This is a genomic window from Fontivita pretiosa (assembly GCF_050410795.1).
Lineage (GTDB): Bacteria > Planctomycetota > Phycisphaerae > Tepidisphaerales > Tepidisphaeraceae > Fontivita > Fontivita pretiosa.
In genome coordinates, this window is record NZ_CP191258.1 from 3,487,696 (window position 1) to 3,506,163 (window position 18,468).

The 18,468-nt window shown below is 63.7% G+C and carries 10 protein-coding genes and 1 CRISPR repeat array; of the genes, 1 reads left to right on the forward strand and 9 read right to left on the reverse strand.

The annotated features are described in order from the left end of the window. Positions 1–37: 37 nt before the first annotated feature. Positions 38–775 carry a hypothetical protein gene (locus tag ACQS5P_RS14125; protein ID WP_428937265.1) on the forward strand — a complete coding sequence of 246 codons (738 nt, stop codon included), beginning with the start codon at positions 38–40 and terminating at the stop codon, positions 773–775. Between the two features lie 128 nt (positions 776–903). Next, positions 904–9,216: direct repeats of the CRISPR family, unit length 36 nt; unit sequence GCTTCAATGGGGCCGCGCTCGGGAGAGCGCGGAAAG. A 256-nt stretch (positions 9,217–9,472) separates the two neighbouring features. On the opposite strand, the gene cas2 is transcribed toward ACQS5P_RS14125, so the two are convergent. The 9 genes from cas2 to cmr3 form a co-directional block, all read right to left on the reverse strand. After that, positions 9,473–9,763: a CRISPR-associated endonuclease Cas2 gene (gene cas2 / locus ACQS5P_RS14130; RefSeq protein WP_428937266.1), complete on the reverse strand. Its 291-nt coding sequence runs from the start codon at positions 9,761–9,763 to the stop codon at positions 9,473–9,475. Position 9,764: 1 nt separating this feature from the next. Beyond that, the gene (cas4g/cas1g, locus tag ACQS5P_RS14135; RefSeq protein ID WP_428937267.1) at positions 9,765–11,597 is read right to left on the reverse strand and encodes a CRISPR-associated endonuclease Cas4g/Cas1g; all 1,833 of its coding nucleotides are present in this window, start codon (positions 11,595–11,597) and stop codon (positions 9,765–9,767) included. A gap of 89 nt (positions 11,598–11,686) precedes the next feature. Then, a complete protein-coding gene (locus ACQS5P_RS14140) occupies positions 11,687–11,995 on the reverse strand; it encodes a hypothetical protein (protein WP_428937268.1) in 309 nt (102 codons plus the stop codon). A 220-nt stretch (positions 11,996–12,215) separates the two neighbouring features. Beyond that, positions 12,216–12,416 (reverse strand): hypothetical protein, encoded by a 201-nt coding sequence (locus ACQS5P_RS14145; RefSeq protein ID WP_428937269.1) that lies wholly within the window; start codon positions 12,414–12,416, stop codon positions 12,216–12,218. Beyond that, a complete protein-coding gene (locus ACQS5P_RS14150; protein ID WP_428937270.1) occupies positions 12,395–13,588 on the reverse strand; it encodes a putative CRISPR-associated protein in 1,194 nt (397 codons plus the stop codon). Before ACQS5P_RS14150 ends, ACQS5P_RS14145 begins: the two co-directional genes overlap by 22 nt. After that, positions 13,585–16,017, reverse strand: coding sequence for a type III-B CRISPR module RAMP protein Cmr6 (cmr6, locus tag ACQS5P_RS14155; protein WP_428937271.1), 2,433 nt, complete (start codon positions 16,015–16,017; stop codon positions 13,585–13,587). Before cmr6 ends, ACQS5P_RS14150 begins: the two co-directional genes overlap by 4 nt. Beyond that, entirely contained in the window at positions 16,014–16,430 is a 417-nt protein-coding gene (gene cmr5 / locus ACQS5P_RS14160) for a type III-B CRISPR module-associated protein Cmr5 (protein ID WP_428937272.1), read from the reverse strand. Before cmr5 ends, cmr6 begins: the two co-directional genes overlap by 4 nt. Next, a complete protein-coding gene (gene cmr4 / locus ACQS5P_RS14165) occupies positions 16,430–17,359 on the reverse strand; it encodes a type III-B CRISPR module RAMP protein Cmr4 (RefSeq protein WP_428937273.1) in 930 nt (309 codons plus the stop codon). Before cmr4 ends, cmr5 begins: the two co-directional genes overlap by 1 nt. Beyond that, entirely contained in the window at positions 17,352–18,464 is a 1,113-nt protein-coding gene (cmr3, locus tag ACQS5P_RS14170; RefSeq protein WP_428937274.1) for a type III-B CRISPR module-associated protein Cmr3, read from the reverse strand. Before cmr3 ends, cmr4 begins: the two co-directional genes overlap by 8 nt. Positions 18,465–18,468 lie beyond the last annotated feature (4 nt).

Consider the following 18,468-nt stretch of genomic DNA (forward strand, 5'->3'; position numbering starts at 1 on the left):
CAAATCGCGTGCATCTTCAGGAAGGGAAGGACAGACAATGCGCATCAGGCTGGGTCGTGTGGTCGCGTCGCGGGTTGCATTGCTCCTGGGCGTCGTGCTCGTGCTGGCTGGTGGAGCCGCGCAGCCTGCAACAGGCGAACTGCTCTATCGCGCCGGTGATTTCAACGGCGGCTACACCTTCGGCTACGAGGCCCCCAACGGCAACTACTACCGCTATTTCAAGGACTTTCAGGTCCCGGCCAACGAACAGTGGATCGTCAGCTCCGTCGGCAACGTCACCGTGCTGGGGCTGCACACCCTGGAACAACTCACCAGCGCGCGGCTGGAAATCCGCAGCGGTATCACCGTCAACAACGGCGGCACACTGCTGGCCGGCGAAAATCGCCCCGTCGTCTCCACCACCTTCCTGACCAGCGTCGGCAACGGACCGGCCTATGACTACACCGTGGATCTGTCCCAGCCGCTTGTCCTGGGGCCGGGCCTGTACTATGCCACGCTGCAACCGATCTCCCCGGACCTGAACAACTGGTTCACCGGCTTCACCAGCGGCGCCAACGCGGTGGGCGGACCGCCGATCGACGGCCTGTCCTTTCAACATTCGGTCTTCGGCTCGGTCATCGGCAACTACATCCAGGTGAATAACCGCGAGCCGGCCATCACCATCTACGGTACGCGCATTCCCGAGCCGGGCGGGCTCCTGGCCGCGGGCGTGGCGATCCTCGCCGCCACTGCTCGCTTCAGGCGCACAACGCCTCTGCTGGTCCTGACTGACTGAGCACATCCGCCAGCCAACCCAATGCGTTGATTTGCCGGGGCAAACAACAGCCACTCCAAGCTGGCGCACGAAATCCGCGCTCGCCCAACGTCCTGCCACCTGACATACTCACCTGAGTGCCCACGGCCACTTCAATGGGGCCGCGCTCGGGAGAGCGCGGAAAGAAATGGGTGATGTTGAGCCGGGCACCGCGCCCGGCCAAGCTTCAATGGGGCCGCGCTCGGGAGAGCGCGGAAAGCCCCGGCGGACGTGTGGGCCACGAAGTACAGGGCAAAGCTTCAATGGGGCCGCGCTCGGGAGAGCGCGGAAAGGTCTACGCATTTGGCCGATGGCTACCTGACGTATTCTGCTTCAATGGGGCCGCGCTCGGGAGAGCGCGGAAAGCTGCGTCGGACATCGGGATCCGCACGAGCTTGTCCTCGCTTCAATGGGGCCGCGCTCGGGAGAGCGCGGAAAGCTCTGAGGCAGCCCGGGAAGCTCTGGAGTCTGACGATGCTTCAATGGGGCCGCGCTCGGGAGAGCGCGGAAAGGAGATTCGCGAGCCCAGTGTCAGGCAGGAGATGGGAGAGCTTCAATGGGGCCGCGCTCGGGAGAGCGCGGAAAGCAGTTACGGGCAGGCGGGGTGGGGGGTCACGAGGCGGCTTCAATGGGGCCGCGCTCGGGAGAGCGCGGAAAGGTCCCGTGGGGGCTGGTGTCACTGTCCACCACGCCCGGGCTTCAATGGGGCCGCGCTCGGGAGAGCGCGGAAAGCAAAATGGGGCGCCGTAATCAACTCAGGCAAGTCGAGCTTCAATGGGGCCGCGCTCGGGAGAGCGCGGAAAGGGCGCCCGTGTCGGTGCCGGTCCATCGCCGCGAGGTGTTGCTTCAATGGGGCCGCGCTCGGGAGAGCGCGGAAAGTCGGCTTGCGCACCGGATAGCCCAAAAGCGTAGATGCGCTTCAATGGGGCCGCGCTCGGGAGAGCGCGGAAAGCTGTACTGGCGTCAAGCCGCACGGCTTGACTGGGCGCTTCAATGGGGCCGCGCTCGGGAGAGCGCGGAAAGAAGGCTGTTGCTGCTGCAATTGAAGCGATTACGCTTGGCTTCAATGGGGCCGCGCTCGGGAGAGCGCGGAAAGTGAGCAGGCGGACCTCATCGTCTGCCGATGGGTACTGCTTCAATGGGGCCGCGCTCGGGAGAGCGCGGAAAGCTGGCGATACGGCGCCTGGCGATACGGCGCCTGGCGAGCTTCAATGGGGCCGCGCTCGGGAGAGCGCGGAAAGGGCGGACGACAAGGCTCTTACCTGGGAGACTGTCATGCTTCAATGGGGCCGCGCTCGGGAGAGCGCGGAAAGGCCGCGGCCGCCGCGGGTTACGATGTGACGGCGTTAGCTTCAATGGGGCCGCGCTCGGGAGAGCGCGGAAAGAGCGGCCTTGGGCCGGTGGTACACAATCAAGCACAGCTTCAATGGGGCCGCGCTCGGGAGAGCGCGGAAAGAAGTGACCGGGATCTCCACTGGCTGCGGCGTGTTCTTGCTTCAATGGGGCCGCGCTCGGGAGAGCGCGGAAAGGGGGCACGGGGGGAGATGCGGCCCCGGCCCCCGCCCCAGCTTCAATGGGGCCGCGCTCGGGAGAGCGCGGAAAGATCAACGCGCGAAACTTACTTCGCCGACACCGTTGGCGCTTCAATGGGGCCGCGCTCGGGAGAGCGCGGAAAGGCCGACGACACGTGGGAAAAACGGGACCGCCTTACGGCTTCAATGGGGCCGCGCTCGGGAGAGCGCGGAAAGACCCAGGGGCGATCAACAACCTGGCCCGGCTGGCAAGCTTCAATGGGGCCGCGCTCGGGAGAGCGCGGAAAGGGGAATCGGGAAGTCCGCGGTCGTCCGGCAGACCGCGCTTCAATGGGGCCGCGCTCGGGAGAGCGCGGAAAGTCATCGTCGCGTTTTGGGTAGCCGTTGATTCCTTGGGCTTCAATGGGGCCGCGCTCGGGAGAGCGCGGAAAGGCGCTGTCTGGGTGCCGATCGTGACGCGCGTGGTGTAGCTTCAATGGGGCCGCGCTCGGGAGAGCGCGGAAAGATTGGGCGTATGGAAGGCGAGATCGACGCCGCTATGCTTCAATGGGGCCGCGCTCGGGAGAGCGCGGAAAGTCATCAGGAAGCCCACGCAACGACGCACCAGCAGGAAAAGCTTCAATGGGGCCGCGCTCGGGAGAGCGCGGAAAGTTGGTGCGGAAGGGGTGGTGTCGCAGCGGTACGGGGGACGCTTCAATGGGGCCGCGCTCGGGAGAGCGCGGAAAGTCGGCGCGAGATCATGGCGGCGCAAACCTTTGGCTTGCTTCAATGGGGCCGCGCTCGGGAGAGCGCGGAAAGGTCACGGACGCACTGTTTGGACTTGGTGTAATCAAAACCGGCTTCAATGGGGCCGCGCTCGGGAGAGCGCGGAAAGTCACCTTCGCGTACCACCATCCGACGTACTGAGCCAGGCTTCAATGGGGCCGCGCTCGGGAGAGCGCGGAAAGGCGGCGTTGCTTTTTCCCTTCAGAATCAGCCGCTTGTCGCTTCAATGGGGCCGCGCTCGGGAGAGCGCGGAAAGGTTCATTCCTTGCAGCGGCATCGGCCCGGCAATGCCTCGCTTCAATGGGGCCGCGCTCGGGAGAGCGCGGAAAGCCAGGATTCTGCATCTTCCCTGGTGGCGGCATCCGGAGCTTCAATGGGGCCGCGCTCGGGAGAGCGCGGAAAGCGGACCGGTGGCGTGGGCGAGCGTGCGGCCCAGACGGCTTCAATGGGGCCGCGCTCGGGAGAGCGCGGAAAGCCTGGGAGGCTGTCATGAAAGTGTCCGTTAAGGACGGCTTCAATGGGGCCGCGCTCGGGAGAGCGCGGAAAGGGGAGAAACCCCAGAGGACCACAGTGCGTAATAGTCGCTTCAATGGGGCCGCGCTCGGGAGAGCGCGGAAAGTTCCCTAATTCTTTTTGCCCCGTCATACGATTAAATGCTTCAATGGGGCCGCGCTCGGGAGAGCGCGGAAAGACACAACGCTGACCGTGTTCCTCGACGGATCGCACAAGCTTCAATGGGGCCGCGCTCGGGAGAGCGCGGAAAGGTCATTGGTCAAGCTGCGGCGTGGTGAGTTGGACCGCTTCAATGGGGCCGCGCTCGGGAGAGCGCGGAAAGCGCATCGGCCCCCGGGCCATAACAGATCGGAATGTAGTCGCTTCAATGGGGCCGCGCTCGGGAGAGCGCGGAAAGACCGCGATTGGTTCGGCGGCCTCCTCCGTAGTGATGTCGAGCTTCAATGGGGCCGCGCTCGGGAGAGCGCGGAAAGCCGGTCACCGTCAGGGATCCACCATTGGCCTCGTCACGCTTCAATGGGGCCGCGCTCGGGAGAGCGCGGAAAGTCCGTCGCCGACTATGCGCCCACGGCGGCGCAGTGTCGCTTCAATGGGGCCGCGCTCGGGAGAGCGCGGAAAGCAGGCGTCATTTGACGCGGCCAACAAGGCCGGCCTGGCTTCAATGGGGCCGCGCTCGGGAGAGCGCGGAAAGGCCTCGCGCTCAGGGGCCATCGGGCATGGTGGAAAAACGGCTTCAATGGGGCCGCGCTCGGGAGAGCGCGGAAAGTCTAATCGGAGTTTCAGTATATATTGAAACTCTTGAAGCTTCAATGGGGCCGCGCTCGGGAGAGCGCGGAAAGACCCCGGGTCCATACCGGCGTAAAAACGGTAGGCACGGCTTCAATGGGGCCGCGCTCGGGAGAGCGCGGAAAGAAGTCCATCTTGGGCAGGTTTTCCAGCGTGGTACGCTGCTTCAATGGGGCCGCGCTCGGGAGAGCGCGGAAAGGCGGGGGTTCGGGGATTGCGGATTGGTTCACCTTTAGGGTTGCTTCAATGGGGCCGCGCTCGGGAGAGCGCGGAAAGCGGTCCCGCGGCCCCCTGCCCGAGGACGCTGCGGCGGCGCTTCAATGGGGCCGCGCTCGGGAGAGCGCGGAAAGCAGCAGAACACCGGCGGATGCGCCGGAGGCGGTGGTTCGCTTCAATGGGGCCGCGCTCGGGAGAGCGCGGAAAGGTCGCCGGTCCGCTCGATCTCGGCGTAGCCATTGCCGAGCTTCAATGGGGCCGCGCTCGGGAGAGCGCGGAAAGGACACTGCGCCGCCGTGGGCGCATAGTCGGCGACGGATGCTTCAATGGGGCCGCGCTCGGGAGAGCGCGGAAAGGCCGGACGGGGGGCGGAGAGAGGTACAGCCGGACAGTGCGCTTCAATGGGGCCGCGCTCGGGAGAGCGCGGAAAGAATCTGGTCATCGGTCCACCCAAACTGGCGGACCGCGCTTCAATGGGGCCGCGCTCGGGAGAGCGCGGAAAGGCCGAGTTTCTTGTTCCAAAACGGCACCATGTACGCCGCTTCAATGGGGCCGCGCTCGGGAGAGCGCGGAAAGGTCAGGCAGTACGGGGGGAGGGAGCATGAGTGGATCGCTTCAATGGGGCCGCGCTCGGGAGAGCGCGGAAAGCCGTGGGCGCCGCAGCCGAGGGATTTGCGCGGGGGTTGCTTCAATGGGGCCGCGCTCGGGAGAGCGCGGAAAGGCCTCTACCGTGATGCCGGGATTCGCCGACGGCCCGTGCTTCAATGGGGCCGCGCTCGGGAGAGCGCGGAAAGCCACCACGACAGGCCGATGGCGATAAACGGCATCTATGCTTCAATGGGGCCGCGCTCGGGAGAGCGCGGAAAGACCTGACGCATCCCATGGCACCAGACCAGCTCGATCGGCTTCAATGGGGCCGCGCTCGGGAGAGCGCGGAAAGCAGCCGGTTGGTGTAGCGGTCAGTAATCCTTATTTCCCGCTTCAATGGGGCCGCGCTCGGGAGAGCGCGGAAAGGGAGGACCGCCTGGCCGACCACCGGGTGGACCAATTCGCTTCAATGGGGCCGCGCTCGGGAGAGCGCGGAAAGAATGGCGCAATCCTGGCTCAGGCCGAGGCTCTGGCCGCTTCAATGGGGCCGCGCTCGGGAGAGCGCGGAAAGGGCCCTGGGCGATCAGCAGGCCGAGTGATTCGACTGTGCTTCAATGGGGCCGCGCTCGGGAGAGCGCGGAAAGCAGCATCAGTGCGAGCAATTTCGCGACGCTGAAAGTAGCTTCAATGGGGCCGCGCTCGGGAGAGCGCGGAAAGCGGGAGTCTATCTATTGACCCCCCACTATATTAACTTGCTTCAATGGGGCCGCGCTCGGGAGAGCGCGGAAAGGTGGCGACCACGCCGCCTCCGCCGGTCATCCGGTGGAGGCTTCAATGGGGCCGCGCTCGGGAGAGCGCGGAAAGGGTGGTCCCGGACAATGACGCCATCCGCCAGGCTCTGGCTTCAATGGGGCCGCGCTCGGGAGAGCGCGGAAAGGCCCCGACGCCGTTAAGCGCCGAGGCGGGAGGAGGAACACGCTTCAATGGGGCCGCGCTCGGGAGAGCGCGGAAAGGGCGGGGGTTTCACGGGCTGGGCATGGTGCTCGGCCAGCTTCAATGGGGCCGCGCTCGGGAGAGCGCGGAAAGGGAACAGTCCGAACTGCTGGAAATCAACGTCCGCAAGGCTTCAATGGGGCCGCGCTCGGGAGAGCGCGGAAAGATGCCGACAGCACGGGACGCGGGGTACAGGGCGGGACGCTTCAATGGGGCCGCGCTCGGGAGAGCGCGGAAAGGCAGCACGAGCACGAGCCGCAGGACGGCCAGCAGGACGCTTCAATGGGGCCGCGCTCGGGAGAGCGCGGAAAGGAGGGCAATCGAGCAGTTGGCCAGGTTTATTCTGGCTGCTTCAATGGGGCCGCGCTCGGGAGAGCGCGGAAAGTTGCTGATGAGTATTCCGACCGTCCGCTCGATGGATTTGCTTCAATGGGGCCGCGCTCGGGAGAGCGCGGAAAGAGCTGCGTGATGCAGTCGGCACAGAGGACCGATCGATGACGCTTCAATGGGGCCGCGCTCGGGAGAGCGCGGAAAGCGTCCTGGCCAGCCCTGCCTCGAACCAGCCTCGCACAGCTTCAATGGGGCCGCGCTCGGGAGAGCGCGGAAAGCAAGTCCGTTCGAGTTCGATCTGACCGGACTTCGTCCGTGCTTCAATGGGGCCGCGCTCGGGAGAGCGCGGAAAGGGCCGGGCGATGACGATCAGCCCGATGCCCGGATCGTGCTTCAATGGGGCCGCGCTCGGGAGAGCGCGGAAAGAGGCCAGGTCGATTCTGGCCACGAAAAACTTTCGCGGCGCTTCAATGGGGCCGCGCTCGGGAGAGCGCGGAAAGCCTGGTACGAGTGCCAGCACTGCCGCGGGCGGATCGACGAGCTTCAATGGGGCCGCGCTCGGGAGAGCGCGGAAAGGTGCGTCTGCGCTGCATGGTTGATGAAGAGACGAAGAGCTTCAATGGGGCCGCGCTCGGGAGAGCGCGGAAAGGTCAAGATCGACGAGCGGAACGCCGAATGGCTCAAGGCGCTTCAATGGGGCCGCGCTCGGGAGAGCGCGGAAAGTCACCGCCAGCGTCAAGCACGCCGAACGGCTCACCGAGCTTCAATGGGGCCGCGCTCGGGAGAGCGCGGAAAGGCACCAGGCCGCGTGCGCGGCGGGCATCACCCAGCCCGCTTCAATGGGGCCGCGCTCGGGAGAGCGCGGAAAGGTGGCCAGCGTGGATCGGCAACTTGTCGGGCACGTCAAGCTTCAATGGGGCCGCGCTCGGGAGAGCGCGGAAAGCCGAGCCGTCGCCCGGAACGACAGCCCGCACCGCGCCGCTTCAATGGGGCCGCGCTCGGGAGAGCGCGGAAAGGGCGCAGTCCGTCGGCCACAACACGCCCGCGTGGTTGCTTCAATGGGGCCGCGCTCGGGAGAGCGCGGAAAGGCATCATCGTCGAAATGCCCGACGACGACGATCTTGAGCTTCAATGGGGCCGCGCTCGGGAGAGCGCGGAAAGGTGGGCGAAGGGGACCAAGCGCCCGTGGAACGCCAGCGCTTCAATGGGGCCGCGCTCGGGAGAGCGCGGAAAGAGCAGGCGAGGCGTTGAGCCGCTTCGCTAGCTCGTCCGGGCTTCAATGGGGCCGCGCTCGGGAGAGCGCGGAAAGGCGATGCCGCATCGAAGCGATCCTCCGCCGAGATTAAAGCTTCAATGGGGCCGCGCTCGGGAGAGCGCGGAAAGGTCGCGAACAGCTCGGCCTCACCCAGGCCGAGGCCGCGGCTTCAATGGGGCCGCGCTCGGGAGAGCGCGGAAAGGTCTTGCCCGTCCCAGCAGGCCCCTCCACCACAATCAGCTTCAATGGGGCCGCGCTCGGGAGAGCGCGGAAAGGACGGCTCGGCTGTTGCGATCCTCTGCGCCACTGCGGGCTTCAATGGGGCCGCGCTCGGGAGAGCGCGGAAAGTGCCGGATCAAGAGTTGCGGAAGCTCGCTGCCGCCTAGCTTCAATGGGGCCGCGCTCGGGAGAGCGCGGAAAGGCTCAGGTACGCCACGCACTTTTCGATGTACTCGCTGCTTCAATGGGGCCGCGCTCGGGAGAGCGCGGAAAGCGGCCACGGCGTAAACGTCAACCCGCACTCCGCGCTTCAATGGGGCCGCGCTCGGGAGAGCGCGGAAAGGAAATTGAAGTTGAAGCGCCGGATAGTGCATCAAACCAGCTTCAATGGGGCCGCGCTCGGGAGAGCGCGGAAAGCTGCGCGGCCAGCCACTCCACGGCAGTAGTCTTGCCAGCTTCAATGGGGCCGCGCTCGGGAGAGCGCGGAAAGACCTGGCTTCCGTAAGCGGCAATCTGTGGCGTGTTACGCAGCTTCAATGGGGCCGCGCTCGGGAGAGCGCGGAAAGGATCGGGTACCCGCCGAGAGCGAGCCGGCATTGCCGCGCTTCAATGGGGCCGCGCTCGGGAGAGCGCGGAAAGTATTCCGCCGCCGCAGAGCCAGCAGCAGCAGCAACCAGGCTTCAATGGGGCCGCGCTCGGGAGAGCGCGGAAAGTCCTACTCGGCATCTACTTGGCCGCTTCGGGATACTCGCTTCAATGGGGCCGCGCTCGGGAGAGCGCGGAAAGGCGGCGATCGCCAGCAGGATCAATCCGGTTCGTGAGAATCGCTTCAATGGGGCCGCGCTCGGGAGAGCGCGGAAAGCCACCGTTGCCAACCCCGGCGAAATCCGCGTCGTCGTGCTTCAATGGGGCCGCGCTCGGGAGAGCGCGGAAAGACGGCCCGCGGGTTGTGGCACGGTTTGGTTGTGTTTCGCTTCAATGGGGCCGCGCTCGGGAGAGCGCGGAAAGGCCACAAAATCAAGGGCATCCGCACGACCCTCGACTGCGCTTCAATGGGGCCGCGCTCGGGAGAGCGCGGAAAGGACGAGGCCAACGGGCCGCAGGCGCAGCTCTCATGGGCTTCAATGGGGCCGCGCTCGGGAGAGCGCGGAAAGTTCTCGCGGACGCCGAAAAGGTTGGCGGTTTCACGTGCTTCAATGGGGCCGCGCTCGGGAGAGCGCGGAAAGGCCTGCCGTGGCAAGCGTATGTTGCGACCGCAATTATGATGCGGTCTGCGAGCGGTGGGGTCATTGTAACAATAAACCTCAGGAACATGGCACGGTTAGTTGGCTGCAAGTTATTGGATTGTCAAAGAGTTCGAGCGGGTGAGTGAGTTGGGCGATCACTCCACCGCTCGCCGGGCGATACAGATGTTCCAGACGCGCCAGCCGGCACAGGGGATCGCGCGGGTCTGGACAGACGACGGCGCGCGCGAGAGTCAACTCAGACGATCTGGACGCGCGTTTGAGGATTATAGCGTTTACCCAGGCAATCGAGAATGTTTTCCAGTGGGCTTTGGGTATCGCCCAAATCGAGGATGAGGATCTGATCCTCTCGCGGGTTGATCAGTTGGGTGAGGCGTGCGCGAAGCTGTGCGAGTTCCTGGGGATTGAGTTCGCAGAAGAAGACGCTGTACTGGGCGTGGTCGCCGTTGCCGAGAAGGGTTTCAAAGACGCGATTGCGTCGTTTGTCGTCGGCGATGTCGTAGCAGATGAGAAACTGTCGTCTGGGCATATCAGCGAGTGACGATGTTGGAGTAAGCGGGCAAATCTCCGCGGAGCCATCGGGAGAAGATGCGAGCCTGGACGCGAATGATGGCGCGCCAGGAGCAGCGGTAGTTGAAGATGGGATGGGTGATGAGCTGATCCATACGCGATTCGTAGGCGCGGAGGAAGGCTTTTCTGGCTGGAGGGTTCATCATGCAACCTGAGTTGGAGCGGGTGAAGTCGTCGGCGCGGAGCATGCCTGTGTTGATGGCGGTGATGACGGCGGAATCGACGATGAGCGGTCGGAGCGGCTCCATGATATCCAGGGCGAGGGCTGGTCGGCCGTGCCTGGGCTGATGGTAGAGTCCCCACCAGGGGTCGAGTCCTTCGGCCAGCAGGGCGACGGTGCAGTCCTTGGTGAGAAGGGCATAGCCGAAGGAAAGCAGGGCATTAATCGGATCGCGTGGGGGGCGGCGGTTGCGGTTGTTGAAATCCCAGTCGGTGGAGAGATCGACAGGGCGGAGCATGTGGGCGAAGTGCTTGAAGTACAGAGCGGCCAGTGCGCCTTCGATGCCGAGCAATTGATCAAGCGAGGGTGCTTGCTCGGCGCGAGAGATCAGGCCAGCCATGTCGTCCAGGAGTTGCTGGGACGGGGAGGCATTACGGCGAAGCAGGGTGCGCTGATTGGCGCCCTTGGCGGCGACGAGCTGTCGGGCAAAGGCAAGACAGCGATTGGGATCGGCAGCGGCGGCAAACTGGGCGGCGCGGTCGTAGGCGTTTCGGAGGGCGATGCCGTGGGTGATGCCATAGAACCAGTGTCCCATCGAAAGATGGACGATGGGGATGTTGGCTTCGCAGAGCAGATGGATGGTCTGAGCGGAAACGGAGATGTTGCCGCAGAGCACGAGCTGGCTGACGTCATTGAGCCTGGCGCGTGCGAGTTCCTGGCCGTGTTTGGAGATGAGCAGTTGCTGGCCGCGTTTGCCGACGAAGGCGCCCTGTTCCTGGATGTAAAGTGGCAGGGCGTCGTCGCGGGCTGGGTAGAGGCGACGGACGGCCGGAGCGGCGGGGTCTGGGGGGACGTGCTGAAGGGCGAGGGTTTCATCGGGCAGACAGATGGCGTTGAGGGAACAGCCTGCGCATTTAGGGCTGTCGTCCAGAGGTGGCGGCAGGGCAGCGGATTGAGCGGCTTGGCGGGCCTGCTGAAGGAGTGCGAGGGTTCGGGCTTCAAGTTCGGGGGTGAAGGGGACATCGACGCGGGTTCGTGAGCCTGCGAAATAAAGCACGCCATGATCGCAGCGATAGCCACTTTCGCGCAGAAGCAGACCCTGAGCCATGAGCTGAATGCGTTCCGGTTCATGGCAGCGATGCTCGTTGTCGGGCACGCGGCCTCGTTTGGTTTCAACGGGAACGGCTTCGGGGACGCCGTCGGGTCCGGGGGCGGTGGCGACCAGATCGAGCTTTGCGGTCAGACCGAGTTTATCGGAGGACAGGAGGATGGAACGGGTGATCTGTGGCGGTTCATCGCCGGGTTGAGCACTCTGGTTAGGCGGGGGTTGATCCTGCTGATCGGGTTGGTCGCAGCGGTCGGGATCGGGCAGGACATGATCAAGCTGATCGACACGGTGATGAAGGGCCTTGCCTTCGACGGTGTAGAGGTTATCGGCCCATCGGCCCTCAACGTGCATGAGGTAAAACAGCCGCGGGCAATAGGCGAATTCGGCGAGCATTCGGACGGGGAGCAGATCGGGCTGATCAGAAATGTCGGGTTTTGGATAATCTGGCGCCGGAGCCCGATCGGCGGGGTCCTGCGGCGCAGGCGAGCTGGGCGCGATGGACTGAGTTGAGAGAGGCTGACTCATGCCAACCCCCGGGAAAAACGAGGCGATCAGTTGTCAAAGATCGGAAACAAGACAGACGGCTTTAGCGCCTGTGGCGAAGATGGGGCGGATTATCGTTGTGCCCAATAACGGCCATATGGGGTGAGCTTGATGGAGGACGGCGAGCCATCGGCGCGACGCTGGATCCTGATCATTCCTTCGAATTCGAGTCTGCGCAGGTCTTCGGGGTCCCAGTCTGCGGGCTTGCGAAGCTTGTGAGGGTTGGAGATGGCGCTGCGGAGTTTGGCGCGCAGGCGATCGTCGGAGATGGAAGTGGGCAGGAAGACGGGCTGGGGCATCTGCTCGAACTGATAGTAGGCCGGGATCTGCAATTCAGCGGCGACGAGAGCGGCGACGGCGAGCATCTTCAGTCGGATCACCAGGATCCGCCGCCGCCACGGGATCGATGCAAAGCATCAGCTCACGCAAGTGCTGGCGAACCTGTCGGAGAGGCCGGTGAGTCAACCGCCCGCCTGGGTGGCTGGCGCCTGGAAGCAAGGGCACGTGGACGCGGTCCAGGGGTTTATGGCGTATTTCGCGACGCGCTCACGAAATCGCGCGAGGGCGATGAGTGGAGGAGGTTGGGATGCTGAGGATAGGTCAGGATGCCAGGCGCGGGAACAAAGGCAGGTCGGAGTCGTTCAGGTTGGCCAGTTGAAGGGCGGCGTTCCAGAGTTGCTCGAAGACCTTCTCGCTAGCGCGCTGGAAGCCGTGGGCCAGGATGGACTGGTTCCGTGCTGTCAAGGGAGACCGCTGTCGGTCGTCGAGTTGAAGTTGGACTAAGCTCTGCCACTCAGCCATTCATTGAGGGCGGCCACGACAGCGGCCTGCTGGCCTGGCGTTTGAGCGCTGGTTTCGACGCGAAACTTCACCGTGAAGCTGCCATCCGAGTAAACCCCCTCGATGCCATCGCTTCCCAAACGGAAGCGTGTGCGTTCGGCAAGGTCGGGGTTGAAATAGAAGGTTGCACAATGGACGACCTGGGGCACGTCGTCGGTCACGTGCTTCAGGAAGCGCTCCACCTGGGGATGTCTCCCCGGCCAGCCTGCGTCCTCCAGCCGCGGCGGGCGTTTTTGGCCTGGCGGCACGGGCGGCGGCAAGACCTGATCGCGGGCGGTGCGGAAGCGCTCCCGGAAGGTGTCGTGAAAGATCTGTCCGGTGGGCGATAGCTCCAGATAGTCCTGCCCGTCGATTGGCACGCGTTCGATCAGGCTCTCGTACTTTTCGTCCCACTCGTCATCGTAGAGGGCCGCCGCGATTGGCTCCGAAGCGCCCTCCAGGTCGTAGAGCATTCCGCTGGCCCGCATCCACACCTCAAAGTCGAGGGCGACGGGCATGGGCGGGAAAGCAATGATTTCGCTGAACAGTTCGTGTTTGTAGTACACGGGAACGCCAATGGCCTGTCCGAGCAGAACACCCATGGCGATCTGGGCCTTGTAGCCGCCCGTGGCGTTGATGGCGCAGGCAGCGGGGCTGTAATCGCGGATGACGCCGCAGATTTTGCGTGCCAGGTTACGCAGACCCTTGGTGCGGAATCGCTTTGGGTCCTGGTCCTGAAGGTCCGGCACTAGGATGGTCTCGACGGGAGAATGTCCCCGGCTGTCGTAGTAGCTTTTGAGGATGGCGGCAATGCTGCGGCCGTCGTCGGTGTCGGAGTGGAGGAAGAACAGGCCACAGTCTGGGGGCACGTAGTTCTTGTCGATCATACTGGCGATGGAGTTGACCTCCGCCCCGCAGATGCGTGCAGCAGGCGAAAGACGTAGAAGCGTGGCTGAGATCACTCGGAGGTCTTTCTTCGCGAATGCTGCCCGAAGGGTATTGACAGCATCCAGCGAAGGCGGATCAAGCTCCCCCTGTTTTCTGGTCTTTTCGGCCCAAGCGGTGTAACCATCCGGCGTTGGCAGACCTTCGAGATTTGGTTTGAACAGGCTGGTACCCACGGTACAGATAAGGATGCGGCGTTTCTTCATCATTTCCCTCCGCGGGGTGGTTGTTTGTCGCCGGAACTGCTCTTGGATTTGCGTTGTGACTTCTGTGCTCGCTGCTCGTCGGCGGCGGTGGGATAGCGGAAGGCGATCTCGCGTTGGGTCGCCGACGCCACGATCAGCGTCACGCTGTCGCCGGCCTTTTTATCTGTGGGGACGTCGTTGCTGTTCTGAATGGGGCCTGCGATGCCGGTGGCAACATGTTTTGCTTTCCAACCGCCTCTTTTGGTTTTCTCGTCAAGCAGAATGGCGTCAACTCGATCTCCAGGTTTGGGCAAACTCGGCCCTGTCGAGGGCGGCGCCGCTTGTTGGCGTGCGGAGGCCATCACCTGACGTGGGCCAGGAGGAGGCGGCTGCAAGGCGGCGCGCCTTTGCAGGTCGTCGCCGAAGTCCTTGAGGAACTCTTTCAGGAAGTATTGACTCGTGGCGAGATTGGGCAGATGCGCTGCCGGAAAGGCGATAACGCGGACTGTCCAGTTGCCCGGTTTGCCTTCGACATGGATATGCACAGGGGATGAATGACGGCTGTTCGTGGTGACCGGTGGTGTAGGGTTGAACGCGCCTTTAACAGGGTTGCCAATGCGGCGCGGTAACCCCAATGCCATCTTCTCGCGATTGTGTTTGTACTTCTTGGCAAATGCCTGGTAAGCAAAGCCCACTTGATCCAGCACGGCCCAGACGTTTGGCCAGGAAAAATTGACATCAACCGGACCGAGCATCTGCTGCAACGAAGTCGAGTGGGCGCGGCGATCGCCAAAACCGCTCGATAATCCCAAGTGCTCTCGCAGTTCGTTCGCCGCCTTCCGGCAGGATTCCAAGCTGTGGTCCTGAAGCTGATCGGCACCCAGCGAGCCGAAGCCTTTGCGAGCCTTGGAGCCGACGCCGCCGAAGTGACAGAGCAGCCACAAGGAGGCCTTCGCCTGGCTCAAGGCTTGTTCCGCCGTGATGTCCTTTCCGTGCTTGGCTTTCTTGGGATCGTCGGCATCCTTGCGGTCAATGAAGAACCGGCTTGACCGGGCGATAAGTCGCAATCGCCAGCTTGCGCCGGGTTCGAGGTAATAACGCTGTTTCCTCTGTTCTTTGCTCGTTTCATCCATGCCGTATGAGGCATACCAGAGGCCTTGCGTAACCTTCTTTGGATTCTCGTTGGGAATGCCATGATCGGATTGCTTCTGCTGATCGTTGAAGTTCGCCTTGCTCCGCTTGTCGTATGGCTGCGGATTCGTCCCGCTGTCTTTCTCAAGGACAATCCGTACTGCCCCGCCGTTCTTGGTATCGCCCCAGATGGCGGCCTCCAATGCTCGCAGCATCTTCACGTCCACAAAGCCGGCGTGCATGGTGCGCCACCACCAGCGGAGCAGGCCGCGCAGCGTCGCGGGGCGCAGATCGCAGTCTTCGGCCTGCTGGTTGGCGCCGGCCAGGAACGCGGGCGTGAGCAGTTCCAGCGTCGTCTCAAAGATGGCTCGCTTCTGGGTGGGTAACGCTGGAGGTTCACCGTCGGCCGGCTTGAAGGCCCCGTAGCCCGCATTCGTCTTGGCCCCGGCGCCAAGCTGACACAATGCGCCCAGAAGCCATTCACGAGCCAGATTAAGCAGCTCGTCGGCCACATCGGCGCGGCGCTTGGCCAGCGGGAAGGTGAACGTCGTTCCGGGCTTCAGGGCCAGGAAATAGACCGGCACCGGATTCTCCCAGTCGCCGGGGGGATGAGCATTGGGGTCGTCAGGTCGAAACTTACAATCACTGCATCGTCCTTGTTCATCGAGCTTGCTGGCTTGCCCGGTGTAGTAGTGTGGATGGTGGTTGTTCACGATGTCCACGATCAGCTTCGGCCAGGACTCGGGCCAGGCGTCGTGGAACACGATGTTGCCGGACGATGCCTTGATTTCCGGGGACTCGGGATCGCCCTCGTCCTTGCGGCGTACCGCGGCAGGGTGGTCGGAATTGTTGATCTGCTGGCGACGATCGGGATTGGGCGCCCAGCCGAAGACGTCCTCGATTTGCCTCCACGCCTGCTTCTGGTCCGGCTGCGTCGGCAGCCAGATCGTTTCAGCGTAGGCGCGGGCCATGCCCTTCAGGCCACTGCCGGGCAGATAGGCGAAGCCGTACAGCGGATGCAGGCAGATGCCGGCGTTTTCCAGGGCCGACGCGCGGGCCAGGTGCAGTGTCAGCGGGCCGGTGGTTGCGCAGGAGAACGACCTTGCTCCTGGCAGTGTCCCCAGCAGACGTTCCCTACGCTCGATGAGTGTCGTAAGAAGTGCGGCATCGCCTGGAATGTTGCAGACCTTGGTCAGCGCCGCCTTCTGCGCGGTTTGGTCACCGGGGACACTGAACTTGTCGAGCTGCAGTCCAGGATGCCGGTGAGTGTTGGCCACGGCATCGATGAGTCGAACCGTGCTCTGCGGCAGGACGAGGCTCATGATTCCTCTCCTTCCGTCAGTCCCTCCGCCTCGGTGAAGCGGTTGAGCCAGAGGAGGTAAGCCAGCGCCTCGTCAGTCGCCCGGCGGAGGAAGTCCGAATCGCCCTTGATGATTCGTTCGAGCAGATCGGCCGGTTCCCCTTGCTTGGGAGGAATGCGCTGCTTCATCCATTCGCTCAGTTCGGCCAACAAGCCGGGTGCGTAAGCCTTGGCCTTCAGGAATGCCAACGCCTGTCCCAGCCCAGCAGCCATGATGCGGGTCGGCAGTTTCTTGGCCTGGCCGCCGAACTTCTTCGGGTCTTGCTGCTGATGGGCACCCTGTTTCTGCTTGGCTCGCTGCACAACTTCCCATGCATGCTTGGCCCGGCGTTGGTCGAGGGTTGGGCTCGCTTTGCTCATCGTTGCTTGTGGCATCACGCACCGTCCTTTCCACTGTCGAGTCTCACCGCACACAGCCCCTTGCCGATCGTCTCGTCACCGCCGATTTGCAGAATTGGCGGCAGGTTTTCGCCGAGATACTTCAGAATGTCGGCTGCCGATTTGCTAGGCCCCTCTCGCCGGCTCGCGCTGGCGAGGACGACAGAGTAGAAAAGTGTCTCGGCGGGGAGGAACTCCTCGTAGAACAGCGCGCCAGTCTTGACCGTCTTGCGCTCATAGTCCAGGCCGACGCGGGCAACCACTTCCGTTGCATGCCGGACAAAGTGAGTGAAATCGTCGTCGTGCAGCACGACCAGGTGACTCATCAAGCGCTTCTGCGTGGCTTGGTCGGCGACGGCTCGTTGCGAGACCCAGGTAGCCACCGCGTCGGCATCGCCCGCACGTTCGAACTCGAATTCCTCCAGGACCAGTTTGTTGCCGTCCACAAGCAACGGACCGTTTTGCTGGCACAACGCCTTGTCCCTCGCCGGCGCAGTGGGCAGGCTGAGGGTATTGGCGTCGATCTGTCCCAGATTCAAGTCCCGCTTCAGTCGGTCCAGCACGGCCGGGCAGGTAACCCAGGCGAAGACGCCTTTCAGCGACCGGACCGGAAACGCCAGGATGCGGGCATCGGTCAGGCTGAGGGCACCGGCGTGCTTGTCGGCTTCAGCCGTTTCCGGGCCGAATGCGGCAAAGAGATCCACGTTATTGCCACCTGAACGCCGGCACGCATCGCGCAAGATGCCCTTGAGGGTCGAGCCAGGAATGACTGGCCACTGCGTGTGCCGTTCGCGCTGAATTGGCAGGTCCACCGTGCCCAATGCCGTACCGGAGCCGGGATGCAGCCCGGTCTGGGCGTGGACAAAGAGCAACGCAGCGGCTTGCTGCGGGGAGCGCGGCAGACTGGTCGTTGATGCTTCACTCATCGGTCCAGACTCCTGTCAGGCAATAGCCCCAGCCCTGCCGGCGATCCTCGTCGCTCTCGGCCAGGCCAGGCTGCCAGTTGTTGGGAAGGGATTTGAGGAAGTACACGCTGCCGGCCGGGACGGCGAACCGCGTCGGCTTTGGCCCGCCGCGCGCCAGATCCCAACCGGAAAATGCCAGCGACCCGGGTACGGCTGCCGCGACAAGCTGGCCATCGAGGATTCGCGGCTTCCAGCCCGCCTCGAATGGACAGGGTGTCGCCAGCAAGATCAGAGGCTTTTGCTTCGCATTCGGTGACTTGTTTGGCCAGGTGAAGGGACTTGGCAAACGTTTGAGGGTCACATGCCGAGCTTCGCCGCCCAGCGTCAGAGTCTTCACCTGGTCGAACAATCCGTCGGGTGCGTCAGAAGGCATCTCGATCTCGGCGTAGAGGTAAACGTCCTTCTCGAGGGCCAGGAAGCCGCGACCGAAGATCTGCGATTCCTCAGCCACCAGTCGATCTGGCGCGATGCCAATGCCCGTGCGGTAGTCGAGTCCGAACAGTTCGTCGGCCGCGACAAGGTCTTCACTGAGTACCGACTCATCACCGAGAAACCTCGCCAATCCTTGCGGCGTTAGGTAGCCTGCGGCTGGCTCCGTGGAGCTTAAATGTTTCAGCCACAATGGGCGAAGGTCCTGTTGATCTTGCGGCGGATTCCAGCCGGGAAGTTGTTCCCTTGGAAGGGGAGTGAGGCGGCGGAGCGGGCCAGTGTGCTTATATTTCTCCTGATGCAGATTGGCCGGAACCGGAACGAGCACTTCCAGATTGTCGGTTGCATTGTTACGACGGGCCAGCCACGGCCCGCGCACGGCAAGTTGACCAATCCAATGATGTTCTTGTGTGCAGGCTGCTTGCACAGCCTGGTCGAAAGACTTGCCGCGTTCGAGTTCCTGCTTCAGCCGGCCAAAATCGCAGCCCGCCGCGCGAAGCAGCGCCGTGCGGATGGCTCCCGCAAACGTTTGCGGCAGCGGCAGCCCGCTGACACTTCGCTCTGAGCCGGTGAATGGCCGGCCGTCGCGGAAAAACAGCACATCAAGCGGTTGCATACAGAAGCCCATCGTCTTCATAGTT